This is a genomic window from Balneatrix alpica DSM 16621 (assembly GCF_000619885.1).
GTDB classification, from domain to species: domain Bacteria; phylum Pseudomonadota; class Gammaproteobacteria; order Pseudomonadales; family Balneatricaceae; genus Balneatrix; species Balneatrix alpica.
On sequence record NZ_JHUZ01000006.1, the window covers coordinates 43249 to 67653 of the forward strand.

The window sequence follows — 24405 nt, forward strand, 5'->3', positions numbered from 1 at the left end:
TCATCATTGACCCGGCAGGCGCATTTGACAACTCCCTCCCCCTGGCAGGCCTATCAGCAAGCCCTGCAACAACCGCACTGGCAGGCCGATCAGGCCCAAGAGCAGGCGGCACAACGACTGCAGTTATTACATGAGCAACTGCTAAAGTGGCAGAGCTGGCCTGGGCCACGCTGGCGCACCCCACCCAAGGGTCTGTATTTGTGGGGGCCGGTGGGACGTGGCAAAACCTGGCTAATGGATGCTTTTTATCAAAGTGTGACCCTGCCCAAACACCGTCAGCATTTTCATCACTTTATGGCTTGGGTTCATCGCCGTCTGTTTCAGCTACGGGGTACCCCTGAGCCGCTGTTGGCCCTGGCCAAAGAACTGGCGGCGGAGGTACGGGTACTCTGTTTCGATGAGTTCTTTGTGCAGGACATTGGCGATGCCATGCTACTGGGACGCCTGCTCAGCCAGCTGTTGGCACAGCGGGTGGTGTGGGTCGCCACCTCCAATATTCCGCCAGCGCAGCTCTATGCCGATGGCCTGCACCGGGATCGCTTTCTGCCGGCACTAGCGTTGCTACGTCAACATATTGAGGTGGTGGATTTAGCCGGGGGCCAGGATTTTCGCCAGCTCGGCGCCATGGACCAGCCACGTTATTTTGTCCACCCGCCCCCACAGCATTCGCCTGCCACCCCCAGCCCACTGCTGGCCTGCTTCAAGCAGCTCAACGGGGAGCAGCCCTGGCAAACGGAGCCACTGAGCATCAATGGTCGCGCATTGCCGGTGATACGCCGCAGCCAACAACTGCTTTGGACCGACTTTGCCAGCCTGTGCCAGGACCCGCGCGCCAGCCAGGATTACATCGCGCTCTGTGACCGTTTTGCGGTGATCCTGCTGTCTGGATTACCGGCATTAAGCAGCACAAGCCGCCTCAACCCCATCGCCCGCGGCACCGAAGATGGCCCCCAGTTAGTCAGCGCCGGCCAGCGCCAATTACCGCCCTTGAGCCGTTTGGATGACGCTGCGCGGCGTTTTATCGCCCTGGTGGATGAGTGTTATGACCGTGGCGTGCCCCTGTATATCGAGGCTGAAGTCGAACTTATCCACATCTATACACAAGGTTATCTACAGGCACCGTTTCAACGTACGCTGAGTCGTTTACGCCACATGCAAAGCCGTCACTGGCCTCGTGGTGCCTGACGCTGCAGGTGGCGCCATAGCTGCTCTACGCTGGGTTTATGCAAGGGTGCACAGCGGTATAAACGCACCTGCAGCGGAATCCGCCACTGCTCCCCCTCACACACCGCCAAAGTGCCATTGGCTAATTCTTGCTCAACGCTAATTAACGGCAGCCAGGCCAAGCCTAAACCGGCGACAGCCATGCCCTTTAACCCTTCCGCCATTGCCGTCTCATAGACGGTACGCAAGCGCAGCTGTAAATCCTGATGCTTGATCAACATCCGCAGCGAACGCTCCAGAAAGGCCCCCTGGGTATAGGCCAGCAGCGGCAAGGGGGCGCTCTGCTGATTAAGATCGAACAGCAGCTCCCCCTCCTGCACCCGCGACACCGGTACCATCTCGGTGGCCGCCAGTTGCAACGAGGGAAATAACTCCGGGTCCAACTGCAGAGCCGCCTGGGGGTCGGCATAGATCAGCATCAGATCAAACTGCCCCTCCCGCAGGGCATGGATGGCATCCCCCACATTCATCGCCACCACCCGTACACAGAGGCCTTGCAACTGTACCTGCAATGAACTCAGCCAGTTCGGCACAAAACTCAGGGCCAGGGAGTGGGCCACCACCATCTCCACCAGCTGTGACTCCCCCGGCTGCAAGCCACGCAAGTGCTGCACACTGGCCTTGAGCTGCTCCACCACATTGCGGGCCGTCAGTAAAAACACCTGACCTTCGGCGGTCAGCTCCACCGGGGTGGTGGAACGATCTACCAGCTGTACCCCAACCTCCTCCTCTAGTGCCCGAATACGGCGGCTAAATGCCGGTTGGGTGACAAAGCGACGCTGGGCCGCCTGAGAAAAACTGCGGGTGGCGGCCAGAAGCAAAAAATCCTCTAACCACTTTACTTCCAGATTCATCACGCCCTCCCCTCTACCTATGCAAGATCGGTATACCTTAGATTCCAACAGCATTGGCCAAAGTGGCTATCAAGGCAATAAATTTATGGGCATCCAGCTTGCTGCTGGTTACCAGACGTTGCTGTCAACTGAGTCTATTATGCAAATTACTAATGAGCACGCCCCTAAGGGCGGCCAAGCTGTCCGTCAAGAATATGACCTGCTGGGGACCCTGGATGTCCCCGCCCAGGCCTACTACGGCGTCCAGACCCAACGGGCGCTGGATAACTTCAAACTCACCGGCGTCCCCCTGTCCCACTTTCCCAAATTTATCATTGGCTTAGCCATGGTGAAGCAGGCTGCTGCGCTGGCTAACCAGGAGCTGGGACTCCTGGATGCACACAAGTGCGATGCCATCGTTTATGCCTGCCAGCGCATTATCAGCGGTGACTTCCATCAGGAATTCGTGGTGGACATGATCCAGGGCGGAGCCGGCACCTCCACCAACATGAACGCCAACGAGGTGATCGCCAATATCGGTCTGGAATACCTCGGCCATCAGCGCGGTGAGTACCAGTATTTGCATCCCAACAACGATGTGAATATGTCCCAGTCCACCAACGATGCCTACCCCACTGCCATCCGCGTTGGCTTGCAGCTGCTGCATGCCGAGCTGGTCGATAGCCTGGCTCAACTGCAACAGGCCTTTGCCGCCAAGGCACAGGAGTTTAAAGGGGTGATCAAGATGGGCCGCACCCAGTTGCAGGATGCGGTACCCATGACCCTGGGGCAGGAGTTTGGCGCCTATGCCACCACCCTGGGGGAAGATATTGAGCGAATTGCCGGCCTCTATGATCTGCTGCGTGAGGTTAACCTCGGTGGTACGGCGATTGGCACCGGCATCAATGCGGATCCCCGCTATGCCGCCCTGGCGGTGGCCAAGCTGTCTGAGGTGTGCGGTCATCCGATGCGCCTGGCCGGTGACTTGATTGAAGCCACCTCCGATATGGGCGCCTTCGTGCTCTTCTCCGGCATGACCAAGCGTCTGGCGGTCAAGCTGTCGAAGATCTGTAATGACCTGCGCCTGCTCTCCAGCGGCCCCCGCACCGGCTTTAACGAAATCAACCTACCGCCCCAGCAGCCCGGCTCCTCGATTATGCCCGGCAAGGTCAATCCGGTGATTCCGGAGGCGGTCAACCAGGTGGCCTATCACGTGGTCGGTAACGACATGGCCATCACCATGGCGGCCGAAAACGGCCAGCTGCAACTGAACGTGATGGAGCCGCTGATCGCCTACAAGATCTTTGACTCCATGCGCTTGTTAAAGAGGGCGATGGACATGTTGCGTGAACGCTGTGTAACAGGCATTACCGCCAATGAAGAGCGTTGCCGGGAACTGGTGGAAAATTCCATTGGTCTGGTGACCGCCCTCAACCCCTACATCGGTTACGAAGCCTCCACCCGACTGGCCAAGGAAGCCCTGCGCACGGGCAAGAGCGTGCTGGAACTGGTGCGTGAGCATCAACTGCTGGATGAAAGCCTGCTGGCAGACATCCTGCAACCGGCCAATATGGTCAATCCCCGTCCGCTGAAACGTTAAGTTCCCTTTCCTCAACCCTGGGCCTTTTAAACCTGTCAGGCCCAGGGTTGTTTTTTAGCGCTGTTTTTAGCGACTAGTCTGTTCCCCGCCCTTTCCTGCCCTACAATAAGCCGCCGCACTCGCGCAGAACCGCATCAGGGAGGCCCGCCATGACCATTCACGCAATTCTCTGTGACCTGACCGATACCCTTATTGCCAGTGACTACCCCCAACAACAACTGCTGCCCTATGCCAGACAGCACCTGGCCGAATTTATCCACCGCTATCAACATGATGCCGAGGTGCAGGTCTACCTCAATGATGTACGGGGTGCCATCGGCTGGGCCGAGGCCGATACCCAGACCCTGAGCGAAGTCTTAGTGCGCTGGCAGGAAGATGGACGGCCGGAGCCAGCACTCCAGGCCTTGCAACAACTGCTGTGGCGGGCGGCCTATCACAATGGGGATCTGCATAGTCAGCTCTATGCCGATGCCCATCAGGCGCTGCAGCGTTGGCAACAGCAGGGACGGAAACTCTATCTCTTTAGTCCACTGCCGATGGCCGAGCAACAATTACTGCTGAGCCATAGCCAATATGGCAACCTGTTACCCTGGCTGGCGGGCCACTTTGACCAAACCAGCGGCCCACAGCAGGAGCCTCGCAGCTACAAAGGCATCGCCGCTACCCTGGAGCTGGCCCCCGCACAACTGCTGTTGATCAGTGCCAATGTCACCGCCCTGGATGCCGCCGCCCAGGTTGGCCTGGCAACCTGGGAACTGCGCCGTGATCAACAGCCCGCCTGCGGGCGTCACCCCAGCAGCCCCGACTTTCACGCCATTCAACTGGACTGAAAGCAGCAACAAAAAAGGGGGGCACTAAGGCCCCCCAACAAGCTGCGCACTATGGCCGCAGTAGGATATCGTTCTGCACGCCTTTGACCCCCGGCACGGCTTGGGCCAGTTGGCGAGCTCGCTGTCGCTCTGCCTCGGTTTTGGCAAAGCCGGAAAGCTGTACCACCCCCTCCAGGGTTTCCACCTTGATTGCCAGGGCGCTAACCGTTTTATCTTCAGCAAAGCGCGCCTTCACCCGGGTGGTCAAGGTGGCATCATCAATATAGGAACCCACTGTTTGCTGTTCCCGTACTACCGAACAGCCGGTACTCACCAGGGCTCCCGCCGATAACAACGCAGTCAGTAATAACGCCGAGTATTTCATTGCTTTCCCTCCTTGGCTCAGCGGTTCAACCAGTCGCTAAGCTCGTCTGCATGCTGTTCTTCTTCCGCCAGAATACTTTCCAGCAGGCGCCGGGTAGTGGGGTCTTTATCCGCCACCCGCTCAATCATTTGCCGATAGGCTTCCACTGCCACCCGCTCAGCAGCCAGGTTGGCCTCTATCATCGCGGTTAACTCCAGGCTGTCGTCATAATCCGCATGGGCCTGGGGGAGTAGCGCCGCCGGATTAAAGTCAGGCTCACCACCCAGTTGGACAATCCGCTCGGCCAAGCGATCGGCGTGGGCCAGCTCCTGATTGGCATGGACGAGAAACTCGTCAGCAATACTGACTGCATCCATGCCCGCCGCGGTAAAGTGATGGCGACGGTAGCGCAGCACACAGACCAGCTCGGTGGCCAACGCCTGATTCAACAGCTGTACCACGGCCTCACGCCAGGGCCCATAAGCGGGGGTGATGGCACCTTGCTCCATCCCCTCCCGCGCGGCCTGCAAAGCCTGTTGGTCCAATGCCAATGCCTGTTTGTGGGGGTTTTCCTTGATGCGATTCATGGTGCCATCCTCCTGTTGCTCAGATTAAGACTGTTCCAGGGTGAGACGGTTTTCGACCTTCATCACCCCCTCTACCTGGGCGGCAATACGGGTGGCACGCTCACGAGCCTGATCATTGGGTGCCTTACCACTGAGCACCACCTTGCCATCCTCGGTATCCACATCGATATTCCAGGCATTCAGCTCCGCATCCCGGGCCAGCTCGGCATTAATAGCGGCGGTGATGGCGGCATCTTCCACCTCGGCCTTAACCGCAGCAGCGGCATCCGTCACGTCCTGTTTCAACTCGCTCGCACCCTGCTCAAGTTTGTTACTGGCTTGAGCCGTGCTCTGTTCAACCTGATTAATCGCCGCATCTACTTTTTGCCCAGCGGTTTGCTCCTGCGCCGTGCTTTCACTACAGGCGGTCAGCAACACAGCTGAACTGAGCAGGCCCAGAGTCAGCAGTTTTTGAGTACGCTTAGCCAGGTTGTGAGTAGTGATGTGCTTAATCATGTTATTTCTCCTCAGTTGTCTTCATCCTTAACCGGGCCTTGGTTGGCCGGGTGAACTGATGTGTTATCAGTGTGCTCAGCTTATCCCGCTGTCTTAGGGCTGTCGGTCGGCCAAGTTCCCCTTCGCGTGTCAGACAAAACTGACAGAACCCGGCCTGACTGAATGCCAGCAACAAAAACGCCACCCGCAGGTGGCGTTGATCACAAGGGGCATGCCTCTAGCGGGCATGGCGCTGTTGCTCCAGGGCAATCACTTGACGCTCCCATTGGCTCAGCTGGATTTCCGCTTCCTCCTTGGCCAGGCCATAGCGCTCCTGAATCTTGCCAAGCAACTGCTGACGACGGCCACGGATACGATCCAAGTCATCATCAGTCAACTTGCCCCAGTTTTCCTGCACTTTGCCAGCAAATTGCTTCCAGTTACCTTCAATACGATCCCAGTTCATGGCTTTCTCCTTTCACTATTAAGAATAGGAGTCAACGTTATGGATGACTCACTAAGCAGCTTAATGCCCACATCCAGGTCAGGCTGTCAGCCTGCGGAACCTGCTTTTGTAGGACTAGGCCGCAGGGGGTGGTACGAGAACCTGCAACGAGGCAGGCTGGACGCGAATATACAGACTGTCATCCTGGTAGGGCTCACCATCAATGACATAGTCGATGGGATGATCCGCCTTGATCCACACTTCCCTGGCTTGGCAGTGTTCCACTCCCTTAACCTGGGCCGGCTGATCCGCCAGTCCAGCACGCATCAAATCCGCTAGAGTGAGTAGTTGCTGACCAGGATGAGTACTAGGACTCAGCCAGGTAAGATCGAGCTTGCCGTCGGCTAAATCCGGTCTGCCGTGCCCCTGGGCCAACACCGTTGTGGCCGGAGCTGCATTGGCAATCACCAGACTGGAAGTGTGTAACAGGCATTGCTGATGGTTATCCATGCATAGCTGCAAACTTAAGCTTTGCTGTTGCAGCAGGGCCTGCCATAGCCCCTGCACATAGGCCAACTGTCCCTTGGCATCCTTACTACTGCGGTCAGCGGCGGCAATCATGCCCTGCTCCAACCCAATCCCCACTAGCAACAACACCAACCGGCCATTACAGCGGGCCGTATCAATCCGCGCCACCTGTCCGCTTAACAGACTGGCACAAGCCTGCTGCAGTGGATCAAGCTTGCTCTGCCAACCCCAGAGCTGATGACACAGCGCATTAGCGGTACCCAGGGGCACAATCCCTAAACGCACCTCCGAATCAGTCAAGGCTGATGCCACCTCATTGAGGGTGCCATCGCCACCGGCAGCAATCACCAACGGAAAGCCTTCCTGCCGTGCCTGTTTCGCCAACTCGAAAGCACTCTGTTCCGGACTGGTCAAACGCACATCAAGCTGCAAATAGGGTTGGATTTGCGCGATTAACGCCGGCCCTATGTGTTGCCATTTACCACCCCCCGCTACCGGATTGGCGATCAGACAGGCACGGTGGCGCAGGCGTAATAAGCCACGTCGTTTCAGCAACCTTAAGCAACGCCACTGACGACCATTGAGACGCACGCTGGTGCGGGTTTGCTGCAAGCGGGCCAATACTTGCTGCTCGTCTTCTTGCCCACTCTTGGCGAGCAGATAGGCCGCCAGTATCAACGCCGAGCGCCCACGGCCCAACGCACAGTGCACTAGTACCCGCTTGCCCTGCTGATGTTGGCGGTGGAGCCAGTTAAGCGCTTGCGTACACTGACTGGGGGTAGGCACGCTATGGTCGAGAATAGGAATATTGAGATAGTCGATTTGCAGACCGCTGCTGGACCAGTCCAGGGCATCGAACTCAGCGGTCACATCAAGGATGGCCTCAATCTGGGCTTGTTCGAGCCATTGCCGATCTCCCTGACCAAGACGGCTGCCTAGCCAAAGGCCGGGCTCAATTTGCTGTAGCGGCGGTAACGGATCCCGCCGCCGTGCCCAGCGATTATAGAGAGCAGCCATCACTAGCACCGGCATAAACAGCCAACGAATAGAGCGGGGAATACGGCCCTGACGTTTACGGAAAATCTGTGGCCGGTTCAACGCATAGGCGAGGCTGACCGCCAGACAGGAAGCAGCACTCCACCAACCGATCCAGGCCAGCCAGATTGGCAGGCCACTGGCCAACAGCCCCAGCAACAGGGCAGCACTGAGATAATAGGCGGCGACCTTCATGGTTCCTCCTCCTCAAGCCAGCTCAACAACCATTCCGACTGCTGTATCCAGACTGGTAAGGCTTGCGGCCGTTGCACACAATAGGCCGCTAACCCAGCGGCTGCACATACCAGCAACCAGGGATGACGCTTGGCAAAGCGCTCCAGCTGTGGCTGCCAATGCGCGAATTGATGCAGGGTTGACACCCATCCGGGAGATGACGGTGGGCAAGCGGCCTGTCGCCTGGCTTGTCGGCTTAACTCCAATGCCTGCGCCTGCAGATGTACCTGCAAGGCTGGATGTTCAGCGTTCATGATCCACCTCCTGCACTCTTTCCTGCCAGTCACGCCAATCCTGGCCAAGCTGCTGTTGCAGGGTGGCAAAGGGCTGCAAGCTGGCAGGGCGCAGTAACAGGTAGCCACTGACAGCAAACAACAACCAAGGTAACAGCGGAATCAACCACAGCAGCCAACCAGGCTCACCATAGAGTGGCGCCAACAGTAAAGCGATACCGGACAACGTCAGGGCTGAACTGAGGCTCACCAGCGTTAACAACAACGCCAGTGTGCGCTGCCTGAGTAACCAACGGGCATAAGCCAGCTCCGCCTGCAAAAGTTGCCAGTATTGGGGCGCACTGGTGCGCCAGGGCAAGCCTGCCAGCCAATCAAGGGATAGATTTTTCATGGTTCTACTCCAAGCTCAGGGTGCACCAACCCCACTGAAAAAAAGACCCGCCAGGGCGGGTCAAGGGTGTCGCAGCACCAGGGGTCTCACTCGTGAAATCAAGAATCAAAGCGCAGGCGAATTTCCGCCATGCACAGCTCCTGCTCAGCAACCGGTAGCGCCTCACAACGCTCGGCGGCCTTGGCCTGTTGCTCCAGCAGTGGTGTCTGCTGGGTGGGTTCGGTGTTGCTAGGAGCCGGGGTTAAATTCGCCTGGGCTCTGGCGTAGTCGGCTTCTGCCTCGGCCTGGCAATCCGCTTGCTGCTGGCCGGAATAGTCATCGCACTGCTCCAGGGCCAGGGCATATTCCGCCGCGGCCTTGGCCTCCCCCACCTTGCGTTCCGTCGCAGTACTGGGGGTAAAGGCGGCATCCAACTGCGCCATCGCGATTGCGGCACGGCCATCGGCTTCTTTGACGCAGATATCCTTGGTATTACCGCTCAACTCGTCACAACGACGCTTGTTTTCCTGATAGGCCTGGGCGATTTCTGCCTTGCCATTGAGATAGTCCTGCTCGCTGATTCCAGGGAGCGGGGTCTCGGCCATGGCGACCGATGCGGCGCCAAGGGTAACGGCAAATAACAAAGCAAAGTGGGTGTGCTGGTTCATCTCAATCACTCCTGTAAAGTGGCGGTGTCATCCACCGCCAGATCGCATCACGGCGCCCATCCCTTAGTGGCGGCGACTCTTGCGCCCCGCCAATGCGCCAATCAGAGCACCGGCTGCCGTAGCAATCAGAACGGATTTGACCGGTTCTGCAGCAATGTATTCGCGGGTTTGCTCACCCTTGGCACGCAGTTGCTTACGCATCTGACGCCACTGGCGCACGCCTCGCTGTTTCAGTTGGCTCAGTGCTTCCTGTTCCGCAATTTGATTGGTTGAGGTTTTACTCATCCTTTCATCCTCCTTTTTTGGGGTAATGCCATCACCGTTTAGCGTTTGACTAAACCGGCGATAAAGCTGATCACTGCCATCAGTAAGAAAATAAAAAACAGTACCTTCGCAATGCTGACCGCCCCGGCAGCAATACCGCCAAAACCAAATAAGGCGGCTACCAGTGCAATCAGGAAAAACACAAGGGCGTAATACAGCATGGGGTCTCTCCTGTGGTGTGTTTCGATGGAGATAAGACTACCGAGCCGCGCTCACCCCGGCAGTGGGTGGGCGCCGCGTCGGCTTGTCAGAGTCAGGAGAGGGAGGGTGTAGGAGAAAACTGACACGCCTTATTGGCGTGGTAGCAAGGCTTCGATGGTGGTGCCCTCACCGGGGCGGCTATAGAGACGGAACTGGCCAGCACAGGAACGCACCCGAAAACGCATTCCCTGTAAGCCATGGGTCCCAGGACGCAGCTGAGTAGGGTCAAATCCCTGGCCATCATCGCGCACCCTTACCCGCACCCAGGCTTCCTCTTGATGCAAGCTGACGTGCACCTGTCTAGCCTGGGCGTATTTGGCAATGTTGGTCAGTGCTTCCTGCACCAGGCGATAGAGACTGAGGGCAGCCTCTGCCTCCATCTGCACCTCTTCAATATCCAATTGCAGCTGCAACTCTGAGCGCTGAGCAAACTCCTGACAGAGAATTTCCAGCGCACGGGATAATCCCAGGGTGCTTAATGAGGAAGGCCGCAGGTCTTCAATGATGCGCCGCTTGAGTGCAATACCCTGATCAAGCAACGAGCTTAAGTGGCTCAGGCGCTCCACTAAGTCTGGCAACGTGCTCTGTAACGGTTTTTTTAGCCGCGCCACATCCAGTTTGGCGGCGGTTAGCAAGCCCCCCAGCTCATCATGCAGCTCACGGGCCAGGTGGCTACGCTCATGCTCACGCACCCGTTGCAGGTGCCGCGCCAGGTCGGTGAGCTCCGCCATACGCTTTTCTACCTCGGACTCAAGCTTATCCCGTTCCGCCTGTAGATCACGCAGGTATTGCTGACGCTCCCGTTCCCGTTCACGCCCGACTTTGAGCATGGCAAAAATCGCCCATAACCACAGGATGACCAAAGTAACCACGCCGATTCTGGTCCAGCGCATCACCCGCACCCGTTCCACTCCCGCCGCCCGAAACAGCAGATGCTCACGCTCATTGATGCTGTCTGCCAGCTCATAGAATCGTTTCAGATAGGCCTGATCCATGTCGTTCAGCAGCAGGTTAATCGCCGCAGGCTGTTTGCTGGCATCCACCAAGCGGATCACTTCCTGCATTTCCCGCGCACGGATATTGGCCAGCTCCAACAACTCCTCCAGGGTGGGATGTTGCTCCCGCTGCTGCTCCATAAGCTGGCGCAGACTGGCTAAGGAGGCGCTAACCCGCTCCATGTTGTCCTCGTAGCGATCACGCAACAGAAAACTGGGGGTCAGTAGATAGCGCAGTAATGATGACTCCACCAACAACAGATGACGGCGCAGACTAACCAGCTCTAACCTTAACCCCAACGCCGCCTCCCGGTTTTGCTCCAGTTGGGTGGCGTTACGAATACCCATCTCGGTAATCACCAGCACCATGATCGCCAATGCCACCGCCAGCGGTCCTACCAGGCGGTTAATGGGCAAAGATTGCAGATGGCGCAACAGCCGGTACATTGTGTAAGCTCCTTCTTCGTTCGCTTGGATCAGGAGGATTCCATGATTCGTGTTGGTATAGTCGATGACCACGCGATTGTCCGCGCCGGTTTGCGCCAATTCCTGCAGGAGCAGGGAGATCTTACCATCACTGCCGAGGCCGCCAGCGGGCGTGAAGCCTTGGACATTGCCCGCCAACAACAGGTGGATGTGTTGTTATTGGATATTTCCATGCCCGATCAAAGTGGCGTGGATGCCCTGGTGGCGATTAAAGCCCGTTGCCCAGATTTGCCGGTGCTGATCCTCAGCGGCTTTCCGGAGGCTCACTATGCCACCACGTTGCTTAGCAAAGGCGCCAGTGGTTACCTTAATAAAGAGTGTGACCCGGACGAAATCGTGACCGCCATCCGCACCCTGGCCAAAGGTCGTCGCTATATTCCTGCCTCGGTGGCAGAGCTGCTGGCCGATGGCTTAAGTGGCAACCTGGAACGTCCCGCCCATGAAAGCCTGAGCGAGCGCGAATTACAGGTATTTTTACGCCTAGCTAAGGGTGAAACCGTCAGCCAGATTGCCGAAGCGATTTTCCTCAGTGTCAAAACCGTCAGCACCTATCGCTCGCGGGTATTGGAAAAACTGGGTTTACAGTCCAACAGTGAACTGACCTATTACGCCCTTAAGCACGGCCTGATTCAGTAAGCTCTGCGGCTAACTGCTGGCAGTAATCAAACAAAGTGTCCAGCTCGCTGGATTTATCCAATACCTGCACCGCCCCCAGTGCCTGGCACTGCTGGCGCACACTGGGGGTGGCGTAATTGGTTAACACCAGTGCCCGTGGTGGTGTGGCCTGGGTAGTTAAGGCCTGTAACACCTCCAGACCCGAACCCTGCCGTAAAAAAATATCGACAATCACAAGCTGGCAGTCACCTCCCTGCTGTAACCACGCAATCGCATCCTTCGCCTGCTCTGCCCAACCCACCACCTGCACCGGCGCCATTTCTTCCAGGGCGGCAATTAAATTAGCGCGAATAATAGGGCTGTCTTCAATCAGATAGACTTTGATAACGGACATCTCTGCATCGACCAGTGGTTGATTTATGCCCACCTAGTGTAGCAATCCCCTGGCCTGGGCTCTGTAGGACTAGGCCTACAAAAGTGATGCTCGCCCACTCTTTAAAGCCAAGTTTTGCCCCAACCCTGCCGTGCCCCGCCTCTGCCCCTGCAGTCCCTTGGCGAATGCCAGTAAGCTCGCTACACATATAAAACAATGATAGCCAGCCACCCCGCTGGCACCCTTCTTTGCTTGCGGTGAGGCCTAGCATGTTGAATTCCATCCGCCAAAAACTGGGGCTGCTGTTAATCGCCAGCCTGGTTGCCGTTTCCCTCTGCTTTGCAGTGGCACTCTGGACCCTCTGGCAAGGGGTGGTCAGCTACCAACGTCTGCTGGATAACCAGGCCAACTTCCAACATGAAGTCGCCGTAGTCGACGGCCACTTCCGCCGTCAGGTACAGGAATGGAAAAACGTCCTGCTACGTGGCAAAGATGGCGAAGCACTGGATAAATATTGGCAAGGTTTCGTCAAGGCCGAAGCGGAAGTGCAAAGCAAAGCCACCGCCCTGTTAGAGCGAATTGAGCGCTATACCCAGCAAAACCGTCCGCAATTTGCCGAAACCGGCGTGGCCAAGCTACTGCGCGAGTTCATTCAACGCCACCAGGAAATGGGCGTTGCCTACCGTCAGGGCAAAGATGCCTTTGTCGCCGCTCAGGCTGATCATGTTGCCGGAGATAAAGCCGTAAAAGGCATTGATCGTGAGCCAACCAAGTTGCTGGCCGAAGCGATGGATGCCATCGACCAGGCCATGACCACCTACTCCAGCCTCACCTATGACGATGCCCGCAACAGCCTGATTGCTGCCATTAGTCTGACTCTGCTACTGGTGATTGGGGTACTGGTGATTACCCTGGTGATTGCCCAACGTACCCTGGTGAAGCCCATCACCGGGCTGGAAGCCAACCTGCGCCAGCTGGCAGAAGGTGACTTTACCGGCAGCATTGCCCATGCCTCTCAGGATGAGCTGGGCAGCCTGGCGAAAAGCGCCCGCTTACTGCAACAGTCCTTAGGCGAGATGATTGGTCAGATTCGCAATCTGGCAGGTCATTTAGACGGCTCGGCCAAACAGCTGACCCACAATAGCCAAGACACCCTGCGTACCCTGGCCGATCAACAGCGTCAGACGGAAATGGTGGCTACGGCCATGAATGAAATGGCTCACTCCGTCCATGAAGTCGCCAACCACGCCAAGCTGGCAGCCGATGCTACCAATAGTGCCGATGACCAGGCCGAATCCGGTCGCCAAGTGGTACAGCAGAGTATTCAAGCCATTCAAACCCTGGTTAATGATGTCACCGAAGCCGGCAAAGTGGTGCAGAACATCAGCCATGAGAGTGAAAAAATCAGCGGTATTCTCGATACGATTCGCGGCATTGCCGACCAAACTAACCTGTTGGCGCTAAATGCCGCGATTGAAGCCGCCCGTGCTGGCGAAATGGGCCGTGGCTTTGCGGTGGTTGCGGATGAAGTTCGCTCGCTGGCTCAGCGTACCCAGGAATCCACCCAGGAAATTCAAAGCATGATTGAGAATCTGCAGCAGGGGATTCGTAACATCGTGCAGGTGATGGGTAAAACCGAACAAACAGCCCAGCATGGTATCGAGCATACCGAACGGGCCGGGCAATCCTTGCAGACCATCACCTCCAGCGTGACCGCCTTGACCGAGATGAATACCCAAATCGCTACCGCCTGCGATGAACAGAGCCAGGTCGCTGGTGATATCAATAAAAACGTGGTGCACATTAAAGATCTGTCGATCCACACCCGTGACAAAGCAGAACAAAGCGCCCAGATCAGTACCCAGCTGGCCGAGCAGGCACGTCAGTTAAGCAAGATGTCTGAGCGCTTCAAAGTCAGCTAAAACGTCGCTTTCTTACAAGGCCAAACCTACCTCGCTCCTTAGACTGGTGAACCATCACTCAGCCAGCTAAGGAGCTTGTTATGTCACGTTTCCCTTACCAGCAGTTGTTCAACAGCCTGTTAACCCCGCTTGTACAACTGGAACAGCAGCTACAGCAGTGCAGCCAGGCACATCCACAGCTATCCTTCCCCCTGCTGGAGTTGGTACGCTATCGCGTTTCCAGCTTAAACGGCTGCGCCTTCTGTATTGATATGCACAGCAAAGAAGCCCGCCACCATGGTGAAAGCGAACAGCGCCTGTATGGCACCCAAGTCTGGCGGGATACCCCCTATTACAGTGCTCAGGAATGCGCTGCGTTGGAGTGGGCAGAAGCCTTAACACTAACGGAGGGACGAGTGGATGATGAAACCTATCAGCGTGTCGCCGCCCACTTTCCTGGAGAAAGCCTGGTGCACCTAAGCTTGGCGATCACGGCAATCAACAGCTGGAATCGTCTTGAACGTGCTTTTAAAAGCCCAGTAGGAGGCTATCAAGTTGGCAGTCTGGGTTAATACTCAAGCCAAGGACCCTGTCCATGGCCTTTAAGGCCCCCTGCCAGTTACGCCTATTTCCACCCAAGGCGGAACTGGCACCCTACATCCGCCACTTTTGGATGCTGAGCAATCCAGCAGGGGCGGCGCCACAGCTGGATTTTGCCCCTTGCGATACCGGCACGGGGCTGACATTTCATTTGGCCAGCAAGCCCTGTTATCTACAGCTGCACACGCTGCAACCCTTACATCACGGCCATGCCATTCAACTGGATGGGCCTCATCTCGGCAGTCAGCCGCTGTTAGTCAATCCCGCTACCGATAGTGTAGGGATTCGTTTTCATCCGGCGGGGTTATTCCCACTGCTGCAGACACCGCTGGCCAATCACAGCATTGCTACCGAACTCCCTCCCCAACAATGGCAACGTTTAGGCCTACCGGCACTCTATCAGCAATTACAGGCCCTTCCCCAGGCAACACAACGTCTCGCGTTGCTCCAGGCTTGGCTAAGCCGTCATCTGCAGGCGGGGCCCAATCAACACCGCGCGCTGACGCGCGGCTTGGCGCAACTGCAACCGCAGCTGTCGATTCAGGATTGGAGTGAAATCAGTGGACTGAGCCTGCGTCAGATGGAGCGGCAATTTAAGAGCTGGATTGGTTTATCCCCACGCCAGTATCAACGCATCCTGCGGGTTAAGCAGCTGCGACTGCTGTTCAAGCAGCAGCCTCAGCTCGACACCCTGGCGGCCATGCTCAGCTGTGGCTATTACGACCAGGCCCACGGCAGCAAAGATTTCAAAGCCCTGATGGGACTAACCCCCAGTCATTATCGACAGCTGCTGCGATAATGACTGCGACAACCGCTGCGGCTGCCAGCGGTCGAGAGATGGCTTTAGCGCACTCGCCCATCCCGTATCTGCGCCAGACAGCCTTGTTGCACCTGTTGGCGGTCATATACGGCATGCTCAAAAATCCAGGCGCTGATTAACTCCGCTGGCAACCTGTCCACCAGCGGCTGATAACGCAGCACTGTGCCTGTCTGTGTCGTGGCTGGTGTCGTGGCTGGCTGCCAGGGCTCCGCCGCCTCTGCATGCTCCAGACTGATAGAGGGTGCGACCACATAACAGGGCAGTTGATGATGCCGGGCTAACACGACCAAAGCATAGGCACCAGCCTGGCTGATCACCTGTCCATCGCGGCTGATACCCTCCGCCGCCAGCAATACCTTATCCACCTTACCCTGTTGCATCAGGCTGGCGGCCAGGTTATCGCACAGGAGGCCGTGCTCGACCCCCAACTGGCTCAGCTCCCAGCTACTCAGCTGTCCCTGTTCAAGCGGTCGGCTCTCCGCCAGCCAGACAAAGGGACGCTTGCCCTGCTGCTGTGCCCTGGCCACCACCGCTAACGCCGTGCCCATACCTGCACAGCTCAGGCTGCCACTGTGCCCCTGGGTGAGGATGCGCTCACCGGAGTGCAACAACGCCGCCCCCTGGCTGGCCAACTGCTCACAGAGCTGTACGTCCTCGGCAAAAATCTGCTCGGCGGTGCGGATCAGCTGCAGCCGATCACCAGTCTCCAGCGCCGCCAGCATCCGCCGCAGGCAGTGCTCCATGGCCACCGCTGTCTGGTTGGCGTGGGCAAGTTGCTCAGCCGCCGCCACCAACTGTTCCCGATCCGCTCCCTGGCTGGCCAAGTGCGCCAACAATAAGCTGGCGCTGACCCCCAGCAAACTCGCTCCCTGTATCTGTGCCGCCTGGATCATCTCCACCAGGTTGGCCACAGTATCACAGGCTAACCAACACTGCTGCTGAGGCAGCTGACGCTGATCCAATAGCCATAGGCGCCCTTGCTCGTACTTGATGCTGGTGGCAACTAAGTCTTTCATTTTAAGCCAGTCCTTTTCTCAGTCGTCCTTTACCTTAGCATAAGGACCCTACTGAGGTGGCATGGCGGCCCCCGCGCTTAAAACCAGAAGCTGACCCCCATGCTCAACTCACGGCTGCTGACAGGATGCCCTTCTGCCCTGGCCCAGTCGGCGGTTCGGCCAAACTTGCGCCGCCATTCCACCCCAACATAGGGGGCAAACTGGCGGTTAATCTCGTAGCGCAGGGTCAGGCCCACACTGGCATCACTGAGCCCCTTGGCCCGCTCTCGCTGGGGGTCATCTTTGCCGGTCAGGTTAACGGCCACACTGGGCTGTAAAATCCACTGCTGCGTCAAGGAGAGGTCATATTCCAGCTCCAGATTCAGCTCAGCCTGTCCCTGCTCTGTCACATAGGCATTGGCATCCACTTCGATCCAGTAGGGGGCCAGGCCCTGTAATCCCAATGCCAGCCAGCTTCGCTCACCTTCCTTGCCAAAGTCATAGCGCAGTCCCAACTGGGTATTCCAATAGCTGCTGACCGCATGACTCCATAGCCAGTCGCTCTGTGCTTCCTGCACACTGCCACGGTCATAGTCACCTTCCAGCTTCAGCAGGAAGGCATCGTAATCACGACCAATCCGCAGCTGGGCATCCACTGCCCCCCAGCTATTACGCTTATCACGCACCTGCTGCAAGCGATCAACCCGCACACTGAGCAGGCTGTGTTCATCCGCCAGACGTAGCTGGCGCCCACCCGGTAGGGCATAGGGCCCTGCACCCAAGTTCAGACCTCCTGAGTAGGCATGGGGATCCCGTGCATCAACAGGTGCAGCACTACCGCCCTGCATTTGCATACCAGCATGGCCATTATCCTGGGCAGCCAGCGCGGTTATCGGCAGCAGGCTCAGGCCTACCCAACCCAACGCGGCAGTCGCGCCATATTTCAGCTTTATCCTGTTCATACCACCACGACCTCGCGGAACATGCCCGCATCCATATGAAACATCAGGTGACAGTGCCAGGCCCAACGCCCCAACGCATCGGCGGTGACCAAGAAACTCAAGCGTTGGGCAGGCTGTACCGGCAAGGTGTGACGTCGCGCTTGAAATTTACCCTCCGCCGTTTCCAGTTCGCTCCACATGCCGTGCAGATGCATCGGATGGGTCATCATGGTGTCGTTATGCAGGATGACTCTTAAACGCTCGCCATACTTGAACTGGATCGGGGTTGACTGACCATATTCCAGCCCATCGAAAGACCAGGTATAGCGTTCCATATTGCCGGTCAGATGCAGCTCGATTTCCCGTTCGGGACCACGTTTATCCAAAGGCCCACCCAGGGTGACCAGATCCGCCAGAGTGAGTACCCGGCGACCATTGTTGCGCAGACCAATACCGGGGTCGTCCAGATTGGTACGTGGGGTATCCACTCGCATATCGGTGCTGGCGCCATATTCACTGCGGGCATGGCGCACCTGCACAGCAGGGGGCTTGGCCGCAGCCGCCATCGCATGCTGACTATGATCCATACCCGCCATATTCATCTTGCTATGGTCCATACCGGCCATATTCATCTTGCTATGGTCCATGCCCGCCATATTCATTTGGCTGTGGTCCATACCGGCCATGTTCATTTGACTGTGATCCATCGCCCCCATCATGTCGGTCATGCTCAGCCACTCAATTTTATCCAGTGCTGGCACCGCTGCCGTCAAACCAGGCCGCACCGCCAGCGTACCGCGCGCATAACCACTGCGGTCCATACTCTGAGCAAACAGGGTGTAGGCATCGTCCTGGGGGCTCACCACCACGTCGTAGGTTTCCCCCGGGCCAAAGCGAAACTCATCCACAGTCACTGGCGCCACATCAACGCCATCCGCCTGAATAACCGTCATCTTCAAGCCGGGAATGCGCACGTCATAAAAGGTATTACTGGCACCATTGATAAAGCGCAGCCGCACTCTTTCCCCTGGTTGGAACAAGCCAGTCCAGTTCGCTGCCGGACTGCTGCCGTTGAGTAGATAGGTCATGGTGGCAGCGGAGAGGTCCGCCAAATCCGTCGGGCTCATGCGCATGGCATTCCACATCTGGCGTTTGCTCAGCGCCGCACGCATGCCCTCAGTGGAGACATCACGGAAGAAGTCCACCACCGTCGGCTGGTTGTAGTTGTAGTAATCGCCCTGGGTTTTCAGACGACTAAACACTCGCATCGGATCTTCGTCCGTCCAATCCGAGAGCAATACTTCATAATCCCGATCGCTGCGTACCATTTCGCCCTCGCGGGGTTCAATGATCAGCGCACCATACATGCCGGTTAACTCCTGCATGCCGGAATGGGAGTGGTACCAATAGGTGCCTGACTGCTCTAGCTTAAAGCGGTAGGTGAAGGTTTCGCCGGGGGCAATGCCCGCAAAGCTGATACCTGGCACGCCATCCATTTGGTAAGGCAGGATGATGCCATGCCAGTGGATGGAGGTTGCCTCGGCCAGTTTATTGGTCACCCGAATAGTGACGGTATCCCCTTGCCGAAGCCTCAGGGTAGGAGCGGGAATCGAGCCATTGATGGTGGTGGCCAAGCGCAGCTGGCCGGTAAAGTTGACCCAGGACTCAGCGACCACTAAGTCAATCTCGCTGCCGGTTAAGACTGGAGCCTGCCCGGTTTGCGCCGTCAAGGTGGTTAACTTCCCCGCTTGCCCTAAAGCCGGTAACGCCGCCAGGACACCTCCAGCCGCCACCCCCTGGACAAAGCGGCGACGGCTTAAGCCCGACGCCCCGATTCTCATTCTTTTATCCACAGCCATCATGCTCCCCATTCGCTGATCTTTGTCACAGTCTGGGGCAGGCTGGCTGTCAGCAGGCTGACATCTGCATTACATTCTCGTCAGCTTCCGCCATCCCGCCATTACCCTGGCACACTACTCACCTGCAAGCCCAGCCCGACCAGCAGGAGAGCCCATGAAAATACTTGTGATAGAGGATGAAATAAAAACTGGCGACTATCTGTGCCAGGGACTGCGGGAGGCCGGCTTCAGCACCGATCTGGTACGTAATGGCAAGGATGGCCTGCACCAGGCACTGAATGAATACCAGGACTTATTGATTCTGGATGTCATGCTGCCGGGCTTATCTGGCTGGCAAGTATTACAGCAGCTGCGTCAACAGGGGATCGATCGCCCTATACTGTTGCTCACCGCCAAAGATCAGGTCGAGGACAGGGTTAAGGGGTTGGAACTCGGGGCCGATGATTACCTGGTCAAACCCTTTGCCTTTGCCGAACTGCTGGCTCGGGTCCGTACCCTGTTACGCCGCGGCCGCAGTGGGAGCGAGCCCACGCTGTTAAACCTGGCCGATTTAAGCCTGGATTTGTTACGACGACGGGTCACGCGTAGCGGCAAACGCATTGAACTGACCGCTAAGGAGTTTGCCCTGCTGGAACTGCTGTTAAGACGTCAAGGCGAGGTGCTGTCCCGCTCCCTGATAGCGTCGCAGGTGTGGGATATGAACTTTGACAGTGACACCAATGTGATTGAGGTGGCGGTGCGGCGTTTACGGCAAAAAGTGGATGATCCCTTTGCCGATAAACTGATTCACACTGTACGGGGTATGGGCTATGTGTTGGAGCAACGGGAAGATGAAGATGAGTCAGCGTTATGATCACCCTGACTCTGACTCTCACGCTTACTTGGTATAGAGAATGAACCCTGGATCGATGCGCAATTCCAGCGGATGGCCATCCAAGTTAGCCGGGTCATAGTGCTTCTTCAGCAACTCACATACCTTGGAGGTGTCATCAATACTGACAAAGCGCTCGGTGGCTTGCTCTTTTTGCAGCGCTCCATCCCAGCGTTTGATCTGTACCCGGTTAACCGGCACCACCGGCTCTGTCGGTGCTGGGCGAGTATCCGTCCAAACGCAGCTTTTCGGCCGTTCCACCAAAAAACCATGACGGTGATACATCATGTATTGCCAGAGCTGAAAAACATCCTCGTGAATATAGCGGCGACTACGCTCACCAAAGAGGTTCACCACTTCACACTCAATCAGCTCGACGCTGGTCTGACTCATACCCACTCCCCCTGGGAACTCTTCCTAGTGCGCCCCTGTCACCGCCATGCTCACGACTCAGCGTAAGCCCATCGACCTCCAGGCGGAACGCGTATCCTGGCGGCAAAAGTCTATAGTCTATACGACTCCAGTTAGCCAGCCGATGTGGGCTTATGTTACAGAAGTTTACCCACATGGCCTACCTAGACTTCCGCTTAACCAGTATAGGTTAGCCCAGGTTGGCAGAAGGGGCTGCATCGGTTCGCTGCAATGGCAAGTACAGGCGCACCCTCAACCCTCCCCACTCACTCTGACCAAACTGCCAGTCCGCGCCATACAGCTGCAGAATTTCCTTGGCAATGGCTAATCCCAACCCCTGACCAGGGCGCGACTCGTCCAGACGGGCGCCACGTTGACCCAGCTCAGCCCAACGTTCGGCTGCGACCCCCGGGCCATCATCCTCTAATTCCAAACATAACGACTGTTGCTCCCCACAGGCCCGCAAACGAATCCGCTGGTGCGCCCATTTACCGGCGTTATCGAGCAGGTTACCCAGCAACTCCAAGGCATCCTGTTGATCCATGCGCAGGGCCAGGCCAGGCGGCAGCTGTAGCTGCCATTGCAACTGGGGACGATCCTGATAGAGCGACTGCATGGTCTGCCACAAGGGCGGCACCAGGGTGGCCAAAGACAAGGCCGGTGCCCCCACCCGTGGCCCACTCAGGCGGGAGCGTTTAAGCGCTGCCTGGATATGATCGTTCATCCACTGGCAACGCTGTAATAGTTGCTGACGGCGTTCTGGAGCTAACTGGGTATCGACCTGCAGAGCCTGCATCATTGCCGCCAGCGGGGTTTTCAAACCATGGGAAAGATCCGCCTGCTGATGGCGATACTGCTCAATCCGCTGCTGCAAATGGCTGACCAGCAAATTGATCTCATCAACCAGTCCCTTCACTTCCTCAGGCACCTGCGCACTGAGACTAACCCGTTGCCCCTGCTGCAATGCCTGCAGTTCAGCCGCAATCTGGCGCAAGGGGGCCAGGCCACGTGCCACCAGCCAGCCATTAACCGTTAACAGCACAACCAGCAACACCAGGGCGATCCCCCCCACCCAACCATGTAACTGCCAGAGCCCCTGGGACAGGGCAGTAATGTCTTCCGCCACCCACAGCATCGCCGGCTGGGCCACCTTCACCCCTAGCGGGGGTTGCAATACCACCCCATAGACCAGCAAACGCTGGCCTTGACTCAAGCGCACCTCATCCAGCCCTATTACATTCTCCAGGCTAGCTATTGCCTCATGCCATTTGGGGTGTGTGGTAAGCAAGTCCTTACCAATACGTACCACATAGAAATGGTGGTAAATATCCTGGTAATAACCGGAGCGAAGTAGGGAGTCATCTAACTGTGGCGGGGACTGTTGCCAGTCCAAACGTTGAATCAGATAGTCCGCTTCCTGCTGCAGACGTTCTCCCGATTGCTCCCGTGCCAGACGCTCCATAAACAGGCCATGGCCCAGCCAGAGCAGCAACATCAACAAGCTGGCGGGAATGGCCAGGCTCCACAGCAGGCGGGATTTAATGTCGTAGTGCTTCGTCTCCGAGCCTTTAGCACTGAAAAACATAGCCTTGCCCTCGTTGGGTGCGAATACGCTCCGCCCCCACCTTATGGCGTAAACGGCGAATATAAACCTCGATAAGATTCGAATCGGGATGAGTGTCCAGGTTATAGATCTGCTCAAATAACTGCTCTTTCGACAGCACCAGTCCCGGATGCAACATCAGGTAGCGGAGCAGCTTGAATTCCGTACCGGTCAGACTTTGCCACTCTGCCTGGCCCTGACGCACTTGCTGGCGCTGCTCATCCAGCTCGATTTCACCGACCCTTAAACCCGCCTGCAGTTGCCCATGCCGGCGCCGGATCAGCACCTGCAAACGGGCAAACAGCTCCTGGGGATGAAAAGGCTTACACAGATAGTCATCCGCGCCCTGGCTCAGGGCCAACACCTTATCTTGCCAATCATCCCGGGCGGTCAACACCAAGATAGGGAAAGCGAGTTGGGCACGACGCCAGCTTTGCATGACCTCCAGACCATTACGATCCGGCAGGCCCAGGTCAAGAATAGCCAGCTGATAGGCTTCCTGCCGTCCCAACTGCTCAGCCAGCTGGCCATTGGCCGCTACATCGACACTATAGCCCTGCAACTCCAACGCCTGACTGAGGGAGTCCGCTAACAGGCTATCGTCCTCTACTAATAACAGCCGCATCTGTGCCCAATCACCCTCTTTCCATCACCACCTTGATCAATCAAGGCAGCCTGTCTTACTGCACCTGTAACTGCCCGTGCATCCCAGCTTCATAATGACCGGGAATGTTGCAAGCATAGTGCAACTGGCCTGCTTCCGTCGCCGTCCAGACAAAAGACTGGGTTTCTCCCGGCGCCACTGTGACCCCCACCATTTCCCCCATATCATGGGCATGGTCACCATGACCGGCAGCGGCCATCGCCGCCATCATCTGACGATGCTCATCCTGCATCTCTTTACTACCCAAGATGAACTCATGGGGAATCTGGCCAGTGTTAGTGACCACAAAACGCACGGTTTCACCCTGACGTAACTCCAGCTTGTCCTGGGCAAAACGAATGTCTTTCGCCTCCACCTGGATTTCCCGGTCCACCTTAGCTTCGGCATTCTGATGCTGACTACCATGGGTGCCCCCAGCCCAACTCAGATTGCTCACCGCCAAGGCCACTAAACCACTGATCAAGATTGCTTTGTTCATTAATCAATCACTCCTGTTTTTTGCTAATGCGCCTATCAATGGCTCAACAGGATGGCGACCCAGTGTGAATTGGAGCTGAAAGCAGTGCCTGGCAGCATAAGCGGGCTGGACTTGCTTGGCACAAGGGGGTAACGTCAGGCGCCAACGATCATAACAATACCCGCTAAGACCATGCCTGCACCCATCCCTCAAAAACGCGCGCGCAGTGCCTCCAGCAAAGCCATTCGTCGTCAAAACATTCTCGACGCGGCGGACCAGCTGTTTGCTGCTCATCCTTCTGTGCTGCCCACTGTGGCGGAGATCAGCCAACTTTGTGAGCTGGCCAAGGGCACGGTGTATATCTACTTCGAAAGCAAGGAGGCAATCTTCCTGGCCTTGCTGGAAAGTGCCCAGCGCCAGTGGCTCGCCCGCCTGCGTGAAGTGGCGGAACAAACCGGCGAACTCACCACCGTGGTAGATGCACTCTGTAACCACCTGGATGCCAAGCCCCGCCTGATGCAGTTGGCCAGCCTCAGCAGTAATGTGCTGGAGCCCAACGTGACCGAAGAGCAGCTGTATAACTATAAAAAAACCATGGCAGATGAAATTGCCGCTACCGCCGAAGCCTTGCAGCCCTTGTTTCAAGATGGCCGCAAAACCAGTGCAGTGGTGCATATGCTGCTGCAAACCTACGCCCTGTTGTTAGGCTTATGGCAACTGTCGCACCCCACCCACCAGCGTCGTGGCGTCCACGCCCCCGAGCTGGATATGCTGCAACCGCCCTTTATGAGCAGCGCCAAAGCCGCCTTGTTGCGCCTCTGGCAGCTTGAGGGCAGCAGTAAAAAAGCCTAAGGTACTCACTCTTATCAATCTGTTATCGGACAT

General features: G+C 57.0%; 29 protein-coding genes. 9 read left to right on the forward strand and 20 right to left on the reverse strand.

Going from position 1 to position 24405, the window contains the following annotated elements; translation table 11 throughout:
* Positions 1-24 precede the first annotated feature (24 nt).
* Positions 25-1185 carry a cell division protein ZapE gene (gene zapE, locus Q334_RS0100665; protein ID WP_027311515.1) on the forward strand — a complete coding sequence of 387 codons (1161 nt, stop codon included), beginning with the start codon at positions 25-27 and terminating at the stop codon, positions 1183-1185.
* On the opposite strand, the gene Q334_RS0100670 is transcribed toward zapE, so the two are convergent.
* Positions 1164-2078 (reverse strand): LysR substrate-binding domain-containing protein, encoded by a 915-nt coding sequence (locus tag Q334_RS0100670; RefSeq protein WP_027311516.1) that lies wholly within the window; start codon positions 2076-2078, stop codon positions 1164-1166. The genes zapE and Q334_RS0100670 overlap by 22 nt on opposite strands.
* A gap of 139 nt (positions 2079-2217) precedes the next feature.
* On the opposite strand from Q334_RS0100670, the gene aspA reads away from it, so the two are divergent.
* Positions 2218-3657 (forward strand): aspartate ammonia-lyase, encoded by a 1440-nt coding sequence (gene aspA, locus Q334_RS0100675; protein WP_051527498.1) that lies wholly within the window; start codon positions 2218-2220, stop codon positions 3655-3657.
* 149 nt (positions 3658-3806) lie between these two features.
* On the forward strand, positions 3807-4487 hold the full coding sequence (mtnC, locus tag Q334_RS17500; RefSeq protein ID WP_051527412.1) for an acireductone synthase: 681 nt from the start codon (positions 3807-3809) through the stop codon (positions 4485-4487).
* 49 nt (positions 4488-4536) lie between these two features.
* Here mtnC and Q334_RS0100685 read toward each other — a convergent pair whose 3' ends face one another.
* The 11 genes from Q334_RS0100685 to Q334_RS0100735 all read right to left on the reverse strand — a co-directional run bounded on the left by Q334_RS0100685 (position 4537) and on the right by Q334_RS0100735 (position 11371).
* Complete coding sequence (locus tag Q334_RS0100685; protein ID WP_027311518.1) at positions 4537-4851, reverse strand: BON domain-containing protein; 315 nt, start codon at positions 4849-4851, stop codon at positions 4537-4539.
* Between the two features lie 17 nt (positions 4852-4868).
* Positions 4869-5417: a ferritin-like domain-containing protein gene (locus tag Q334_RS0100690; protein ID WP_027311519.1), complete on the reverse strand. Its 549-nt coding sequence runs from the start codon at positions 5415-5417 to the stop codon at positions 4869-4871.
* A gap of 24 nt (positions 5418-5441) precedes the next feature.
* Positions 5442-5912 carry a BON domain-containing protein gene (locus tag Q334_RS0100695; protein ID WP_051527413.1) on the reverse strand — a complete coding sequence of 157 codons (471 nt, stop codon included), beginning with the start codon at positions 5910-5912 and terminating at the stop codon, positions 5442-5444.
* A gap of 217 nt (positions 5913-6129) precedes the next feature.
* Positions 6130-6357 carry a CsbD family protein gene (locus Q334_RS0100700; RefSeq protein WP_027311521.1) on the reverse strand — a complete coding sequence of 76 codons (228 nt, stop codon included), beginning with the start codon at positions 6355-6357 and terminating at the stop codon, positions 6130-6132.
* Between the two features lie 114 nt (positions 6358-6471).
* Entirely contained in the window at positions 6472-8094 is a 1623-nt protein-coding gene (locus Q334_RS0100705; protein WP_027311522.1) for a diacylglycerol kinase family protein, read from the reverse strand.
* Complete coding sequence (locus tag Q334_RS0100710) at positions 8091-8387, reverse strand: hypothetical protein (protein ID WP_027311523.1); 297 nt, start codon at positions 8385-8387, stop codon at positions 8091-8093. Before Q334_RS0100710 ends, Q334_RS0100705 begins: the two co-directional genes overlap by 4 nt.
* Positions 8377-8757 (reverse strand): hypothetical protein, encoded by a 381-nt coding sequence (locus tag Q334_RS0100715; RefSeq protein WP_027311524.1) that lies wholly within the window; start codon positions 8755-8757, stop codon positions 8377-8379. The genes Q334_RS0100710 and Q334_RS0100715 overlap by 11 nt, the downstream gene beginning before the upstream one ends.
* Positions 8758-8855: 98 nt before the next feature.
* Positions 8856-9404: a hypothetical protein gene (locus Q334_RS17505; protein ID WP_051527414.1), complete on the reverse strand. Its 549-nt coding sequence runs from the start codon at positions 9402-9404 to the stop codon at positions 8856-8858.
* A gap of 63 nt (positions 9405-9467) precedes the next feature.
* On the reverse strand, positions 9468-9689 hold the full coding sequence (locus tag Q334_RS0100725) for a hypothetical protein (protein ID WP_027311525.1): 222 nt from the start codon (positions 9687-9689) through the stop codon (positions 9468-9470).
* A gap of 38 nt (positions 9690-9727) precedes the next feature.
* Positions 9728-9889, reverse strand: a complete 162-nt coding sequence (locus tag Q334_RS20195; RefSeq protein ID WP_027311526.1) for a DUF1328 domain-containing protein — start codon at positions 9887-9889, stop codon at positions 9728-9730.
* Positions 9890-10018: 129 nt separating this feature from the next.
* The gene (locus tag Q334_RS0100735; RefSeq protein ID WP_051527415.1) at positions 10019-11371 is read right to left on the reverse strand and encodes a sensor histidine kinase; all 1353 of its coding nucleotides are present in this window, start codon (positions 11369-11371) and stop codon (positions 10019-10021) included.
* A gap of 42 nt (positions 11372-11413) precedes the next feature.
* On the opposite strand from Q334_RS0100735, the gene Q334_RS0100740 reads away from it, so the two are divergent.
* On the forward strand, positions 11414-12046 hold the full coding sequence (locus Q334_RS0100740; protein ID WP_027311528.1) for a response regulator: 633 nt from the start codon (positions 11414-11416) through the stop codon (positions 12044-12046).
* Here the strand turns inward: Q334_RS0100740 and Q334_RS0100745 are convergent.
* Positions 12024-12419 carry a response regulator gene (locus Q334_RS0100745; RefSeq protein WP_027311529.1) on the reverse strand — a complete coding sequence of 132 codons (396 nt, stop codon included), beginning with the start codon at positions 12417-12419 and terminating at the stop codon, positions 12024-12026. The two genes, Q334_RS0100740 and Q334_RS0100745, sit on opposite strands and share 23 nt — an antisense overlap.
* 248 nt (positions 12420-12667) lie before the next feature.
* Here Q334_RS0100745 and Q334_RS0100750 point away from each other — a divergent pair, with 248 nt between their 5' ends.
* The 3 genes from Q334_RS0100750 (at position 12668) to Q334_RS0100760 (ending at position 15698) form a co-directional block, all read left to right on the forward strand.
* Positions 12668-14320, forward strand: coding sequence for a methyl-accepting chemotaxis protein (locus Q334_RS0100750; protein ID WP_027311530.1), 1653 nt, complete (start codon positions 12668-12670; stop codon positions 14318-14320).
* 80 nt (positions 14321-14400) lie between these two features.
* Entirely contained in the window at positions 14401-14871 is a 471-nt protein-coding gene (locus Q334_RS0100755) for a carboxymuconolactone decarboxylase family protein (protein WP_051527416.1), read from the forward strand.
* Positions 14872-14894: 23 nt separating this feature from the next.
* On the forward strand, positions 14895-15698 hold the full coding sequence (locus Q334_RS0100760; RefSeq protein WP_027311532.1) for a helix-turn-helix domain-containing protein: 804 nt from the start codon (positions 14895-14897) through the stop codon (positions 15696-15698).
* Between the two features lie 44 nt (positions 15699-15742).
* On the opposite strand, the gene Q334_RS0100765 is transcribed toward Q334_RS0100760, so the two are convergent.
* The 3 genes from Q334_RS0100765 to Q334_RS0100775 all read right to left on the reverse strand — a co-directional run bounded on the left by Q334_RS0100765 (position 15743) and on the right by Q334_RS0100775 (position 19496).
* Entirely contained in the window at positions 15743-16735 is a 993-nt protein-coding gene (locus tag Q334_RS0100765) for a hypothetical protein (protein WP_027311533.1), read from the reverse strand.
* Between the two features lie 77 nt (positions 16736-16812).
* Positions 16813-17676, reverse strand: a complete 864-nt coding sequence (locus tag Q334_RS0100770) for a copper resistance protein B (protein WP_027311534.1) — start codon at positions 17674-17676, stop codon at positions 16813-16815.
* A complete protein-coding gene (locus Q334_RS0100775) occupies positions 17673-19496 on the reverse strand; it encodes a copper resistance system multicopper oxidase (protein ID WP_035460468.1) in 1824 nt (607 codons plus the stop codon). Before Q334_RS0100775 ends, Q334_RS0100770 begins: the two co-directional genes overlap by 4 nt.
* A gap of 172 nt (positions 19497-19668) precedes the next feature.
* Between Q334_RS0100775 and Q334_RS0100780 the strand changes: the two genes are divergently transcribed.
* Positions 19669-20367 (forward strand): heavy metal response regulator transcription factor, encoded by a 699-nt coding sequence (locus Q334_RS0100780; RefSeq protein WP_027311536.1) that lies wholly within the window; start codon positions 19669-19671, stop codon positions 20365-20367.
* 24 nt (positions 20368-20391) lie between these two features.
* On the opposite strand, the gene Q334_RS0100785 is transcribed toward Q334_RS0100780, so the two are convergent.
* From Q334_RS0100785 to Q334_RS0100800, 4 genes are all read right to left on the reverse strand, one after another.
* Positions 20392-20778 (reverse strand): hypothetical protein, encoded by a 387-nt coding sequence (locus Q334_RS0100785; protein ID WP_027311537.1) that lies wholly within the window; start codon positions 20776-20778, stop codon positions 20392-20394.
* Positions 20779-20986: 208 nt separating this feature from the next.
* The gene (locus Q334_RS0100790) at positions 20987-22381 is read right to left on the reverse strand and encodes a sensor histidine kinase (RefSeq protein WP_027311538.1); all 1395 of its coding nucleotides are present in this window, start codon (positions 22379-22381) and stop codon (positions 20987-20989) included.
* Entirely contained in the window at positions 22365-23024 is a 660-nt protein-coding gene (locus tag Q334_RS0100795) for a response regulator transcription factor (RefSeq protein ID WP_027311539.1), read from the reverse strand. The genes Q334_RS0100790 and Q334_RS0100795 overlap by 17 nt, the downstream gene beginning before the upstream one ends.
* 55 nt (positions 23025-23079) lie before the next feature.
* Positions 23080-23541 carry a cupredoxin domain-containing protein gene (locus Q334_RS0100800; protein WP_027311540.1) on the reverse strand — a complete coding sequence of 154 codons (462 nt, stop codon included), beginning with the start codon at positions 23539-23541 and terminating at the stop codon, positions 23080-23082.
* Positions 23542-23712: 171 nt separating this feature from the next.
* Here Q334_RS0100800 and Q334_RS17510 point away from each other — a divergent pair, with 171 nt between their 5' ends.
* Positions 23713-24372: a TetR family transcriptional regulator gene (locus Q334_RS17510; RefSeq protein WP_051527417.1), complete on the forward strand. Its 660-nt coding sequence runs from the start codon at positions 23713-23715 to the stop codon at positions 24370-24372.
* Positions 24373-24405 lie beyond the last annotated feature (33 nt).

Coding starts and splice junctions, on each gene's coding strand:
- Q334_RS20195 (WP_027311526.1), bottom strand. CDS start 9,889: ATGCTGTATTACGCCCTTGTGTTTTTCCTGATTGCACTGGTAGCCGCC.
- Q334_RS0100795 (WP_027311539.1), bottom strand. CDS start 23,024: ATGCGGCTGTTATTAGTAGAGGACGATAGCCTGTTAGCGGACTCCCTC.
- Q334_RS0100745 (WP_027311529.1), bottom strand. CDS start 12,419: ATGTCCGTTATCAAAGTCTATCTGATTGAAGACAGCCCTATTATTCGC.
- Q334_RS0100700 (WP_027311521.1), bottom strand. CDS start 6,357: ATGAACTGGGATCGTATTGAAGGTAACTGGAAGCAATTTGCTGGCAAA.
- Q334_RS0100685 (WP_027311518.1), bottom strand. CDS start 4,851: ATGAAATACTCGGCGTTATTACTGACTGCGTTGTTATCGGCGGGAGCC.
- Q334_RS0100785 (WP_027311537.1), bottom strand. CDS start 20,778: ATGAGTCAGACCAGCGTCGAGCTGATTGAGTGTGAAGTGGTGAACCTC.
- Q334_RS0100710 (WP_027311523.1), bottom strand. CDS start 8,387: ATGAACGCTGAACATCCAGCCTTGCAGGTACATCTGCAGGCGCAGGCA.
- Q334_RS0100765 (WP_027311533.1), bottom strand. CDS start 16,735: ATGAAAGACTTAGTTGCCACCAGCATCAAGTACGAGCAAGGGCGCCTA.
- Q334_RS0100775 (WP_035460468.1), bottom strand. CDS start 19,496: ATGAGAATCGGGGCGTCGGGCTTAAGCCGTCGCCGCTTTGTCCAGGGG.
- Q334_RS17510 (WP_051527417.1), top strand. CDS start 23,713: ATGCCTGCACCCATCCCTCAAAAACGCGCGCGCAGTGCCTCCAGCAAA.
- Q334_RS0100790 (WP_027311538.1), bottom strand. CDS start 22,381: ATGTTTTTCAGTGCTAAAGGCTCGGAGACGAAGCACTACGACATTAAA.
- Q334_RS0100715 (WP_027311524.1), bottom strand. CDS start 8,757: ATGAAAAATCTATCCCTTGATTGGCTGGCAGGCTTGCCCTGGCGCACC.
- Q334_RS0100755 (WP_051527416.1), top strand. CDS start 14,401: ATGTCACGTTTCCCTTACCAGCAGTTGTTCAACAGCCTGTTAACCCCG.
- Q334_RS0100780 (WP_027311536.1), top strand. CDS start 19,669: ATGAAAATACTTGTGATAGAGGATGAAATAAAAACTGGCGACTATCTG.
- Q334_RS0100760 (WP_027311532.1), top strand. CDS start 14,895: ATGGCCTTTAAGGCCCCCTGCCAGTTACGCCTATTTCCACCCAAGGCG.
- mtnC (WP_051527412.1), top strand. CDS start 3,807: ATGACCATTCACGCAATTCTCTGTGACCTGACCGATACCCTTATTGCC.
- Q334_RS17505 (WP_051527414.1), bottom strand. CDS start 9,404: ATGAACCAGCACACCCACTTTGCTTTGTTATTTGCCGTTACCCTTGGC.
- Q334_RS0100705 (WP_027311522.1), bottom strand. CDS start 8,094: ATGAAGGTCGCCGCCTATTATCTCAGTGCTGCCCTGTTGCTGGGGCTG.
- Q334_RS0100725 (WP_027311525.1), bottom strand. CDS start 9,689: ATGAGTAAAACCTCAACCAATCAAATTGCGGAACAGGAAGCACTGAGC.
- Q334_RS0100735 (WP_051527415.1), bottom strand. CDS start 11,371: ATGTACCGGCTGTTGCGCCATCTGCAATCTTTGCCCATTAACCGCCTG.
- Q334_RS0100670 (WP_027311516.1), bottom strand. CDS start 2,078: ATGAATCTGGAAGTAAAGTGGTTAGAGGATTTTTTGCTTCTGGCCGCC.
- Q334_RS0100690 (WP_027311519.1), bottom strand. CDS start 5,417: ATGAATCGCATCAAGGAAAACCCCCACAAACAGGCATTGGCATTGGAC.
- Q334_RS0100740 (WP_027311528.1), top strand. CDS start 11,414: ATGATTCGTGTTGGTATAGTCGATGACCACGCGATTGTCCGCGCCGGT.
- Q334_RS0100770 (WP_027311534.1), bottom strand. CDS start 17,676: ATGAACAGGATAAAGCTGAAATATGGCGCGACTGCCGCGTTGGGTTGG.
- Q334_RS0100750 (WP_027311530.1), top strand. CDS start 12,668: ATGTTGAATTCCATCCGCCAAAAACTGGGGCTGCTGTTAATCGCCAGC.
- Q334_RS0100695 (WP_051527413.1), bottom strand. CDS start 5,912: ATGATTAAGCACATCACTACTCACAACCTGGCTAAGCGTACTCAAAAA.
- aspA (WP_051527498.1), top strand. CDS start 2,218: ATGCAAATTACTAATGAGCACGCCCCTAAGGGCGGCCAAGCTGTCCGT.
- Q334_RS0100800 (WP_027311540.1), bottom strand. CDS start 23,541: ATGAACAAAGCAATCTTGATCAGTGGTTTAGTGGCCTTGGCGGTGAGC.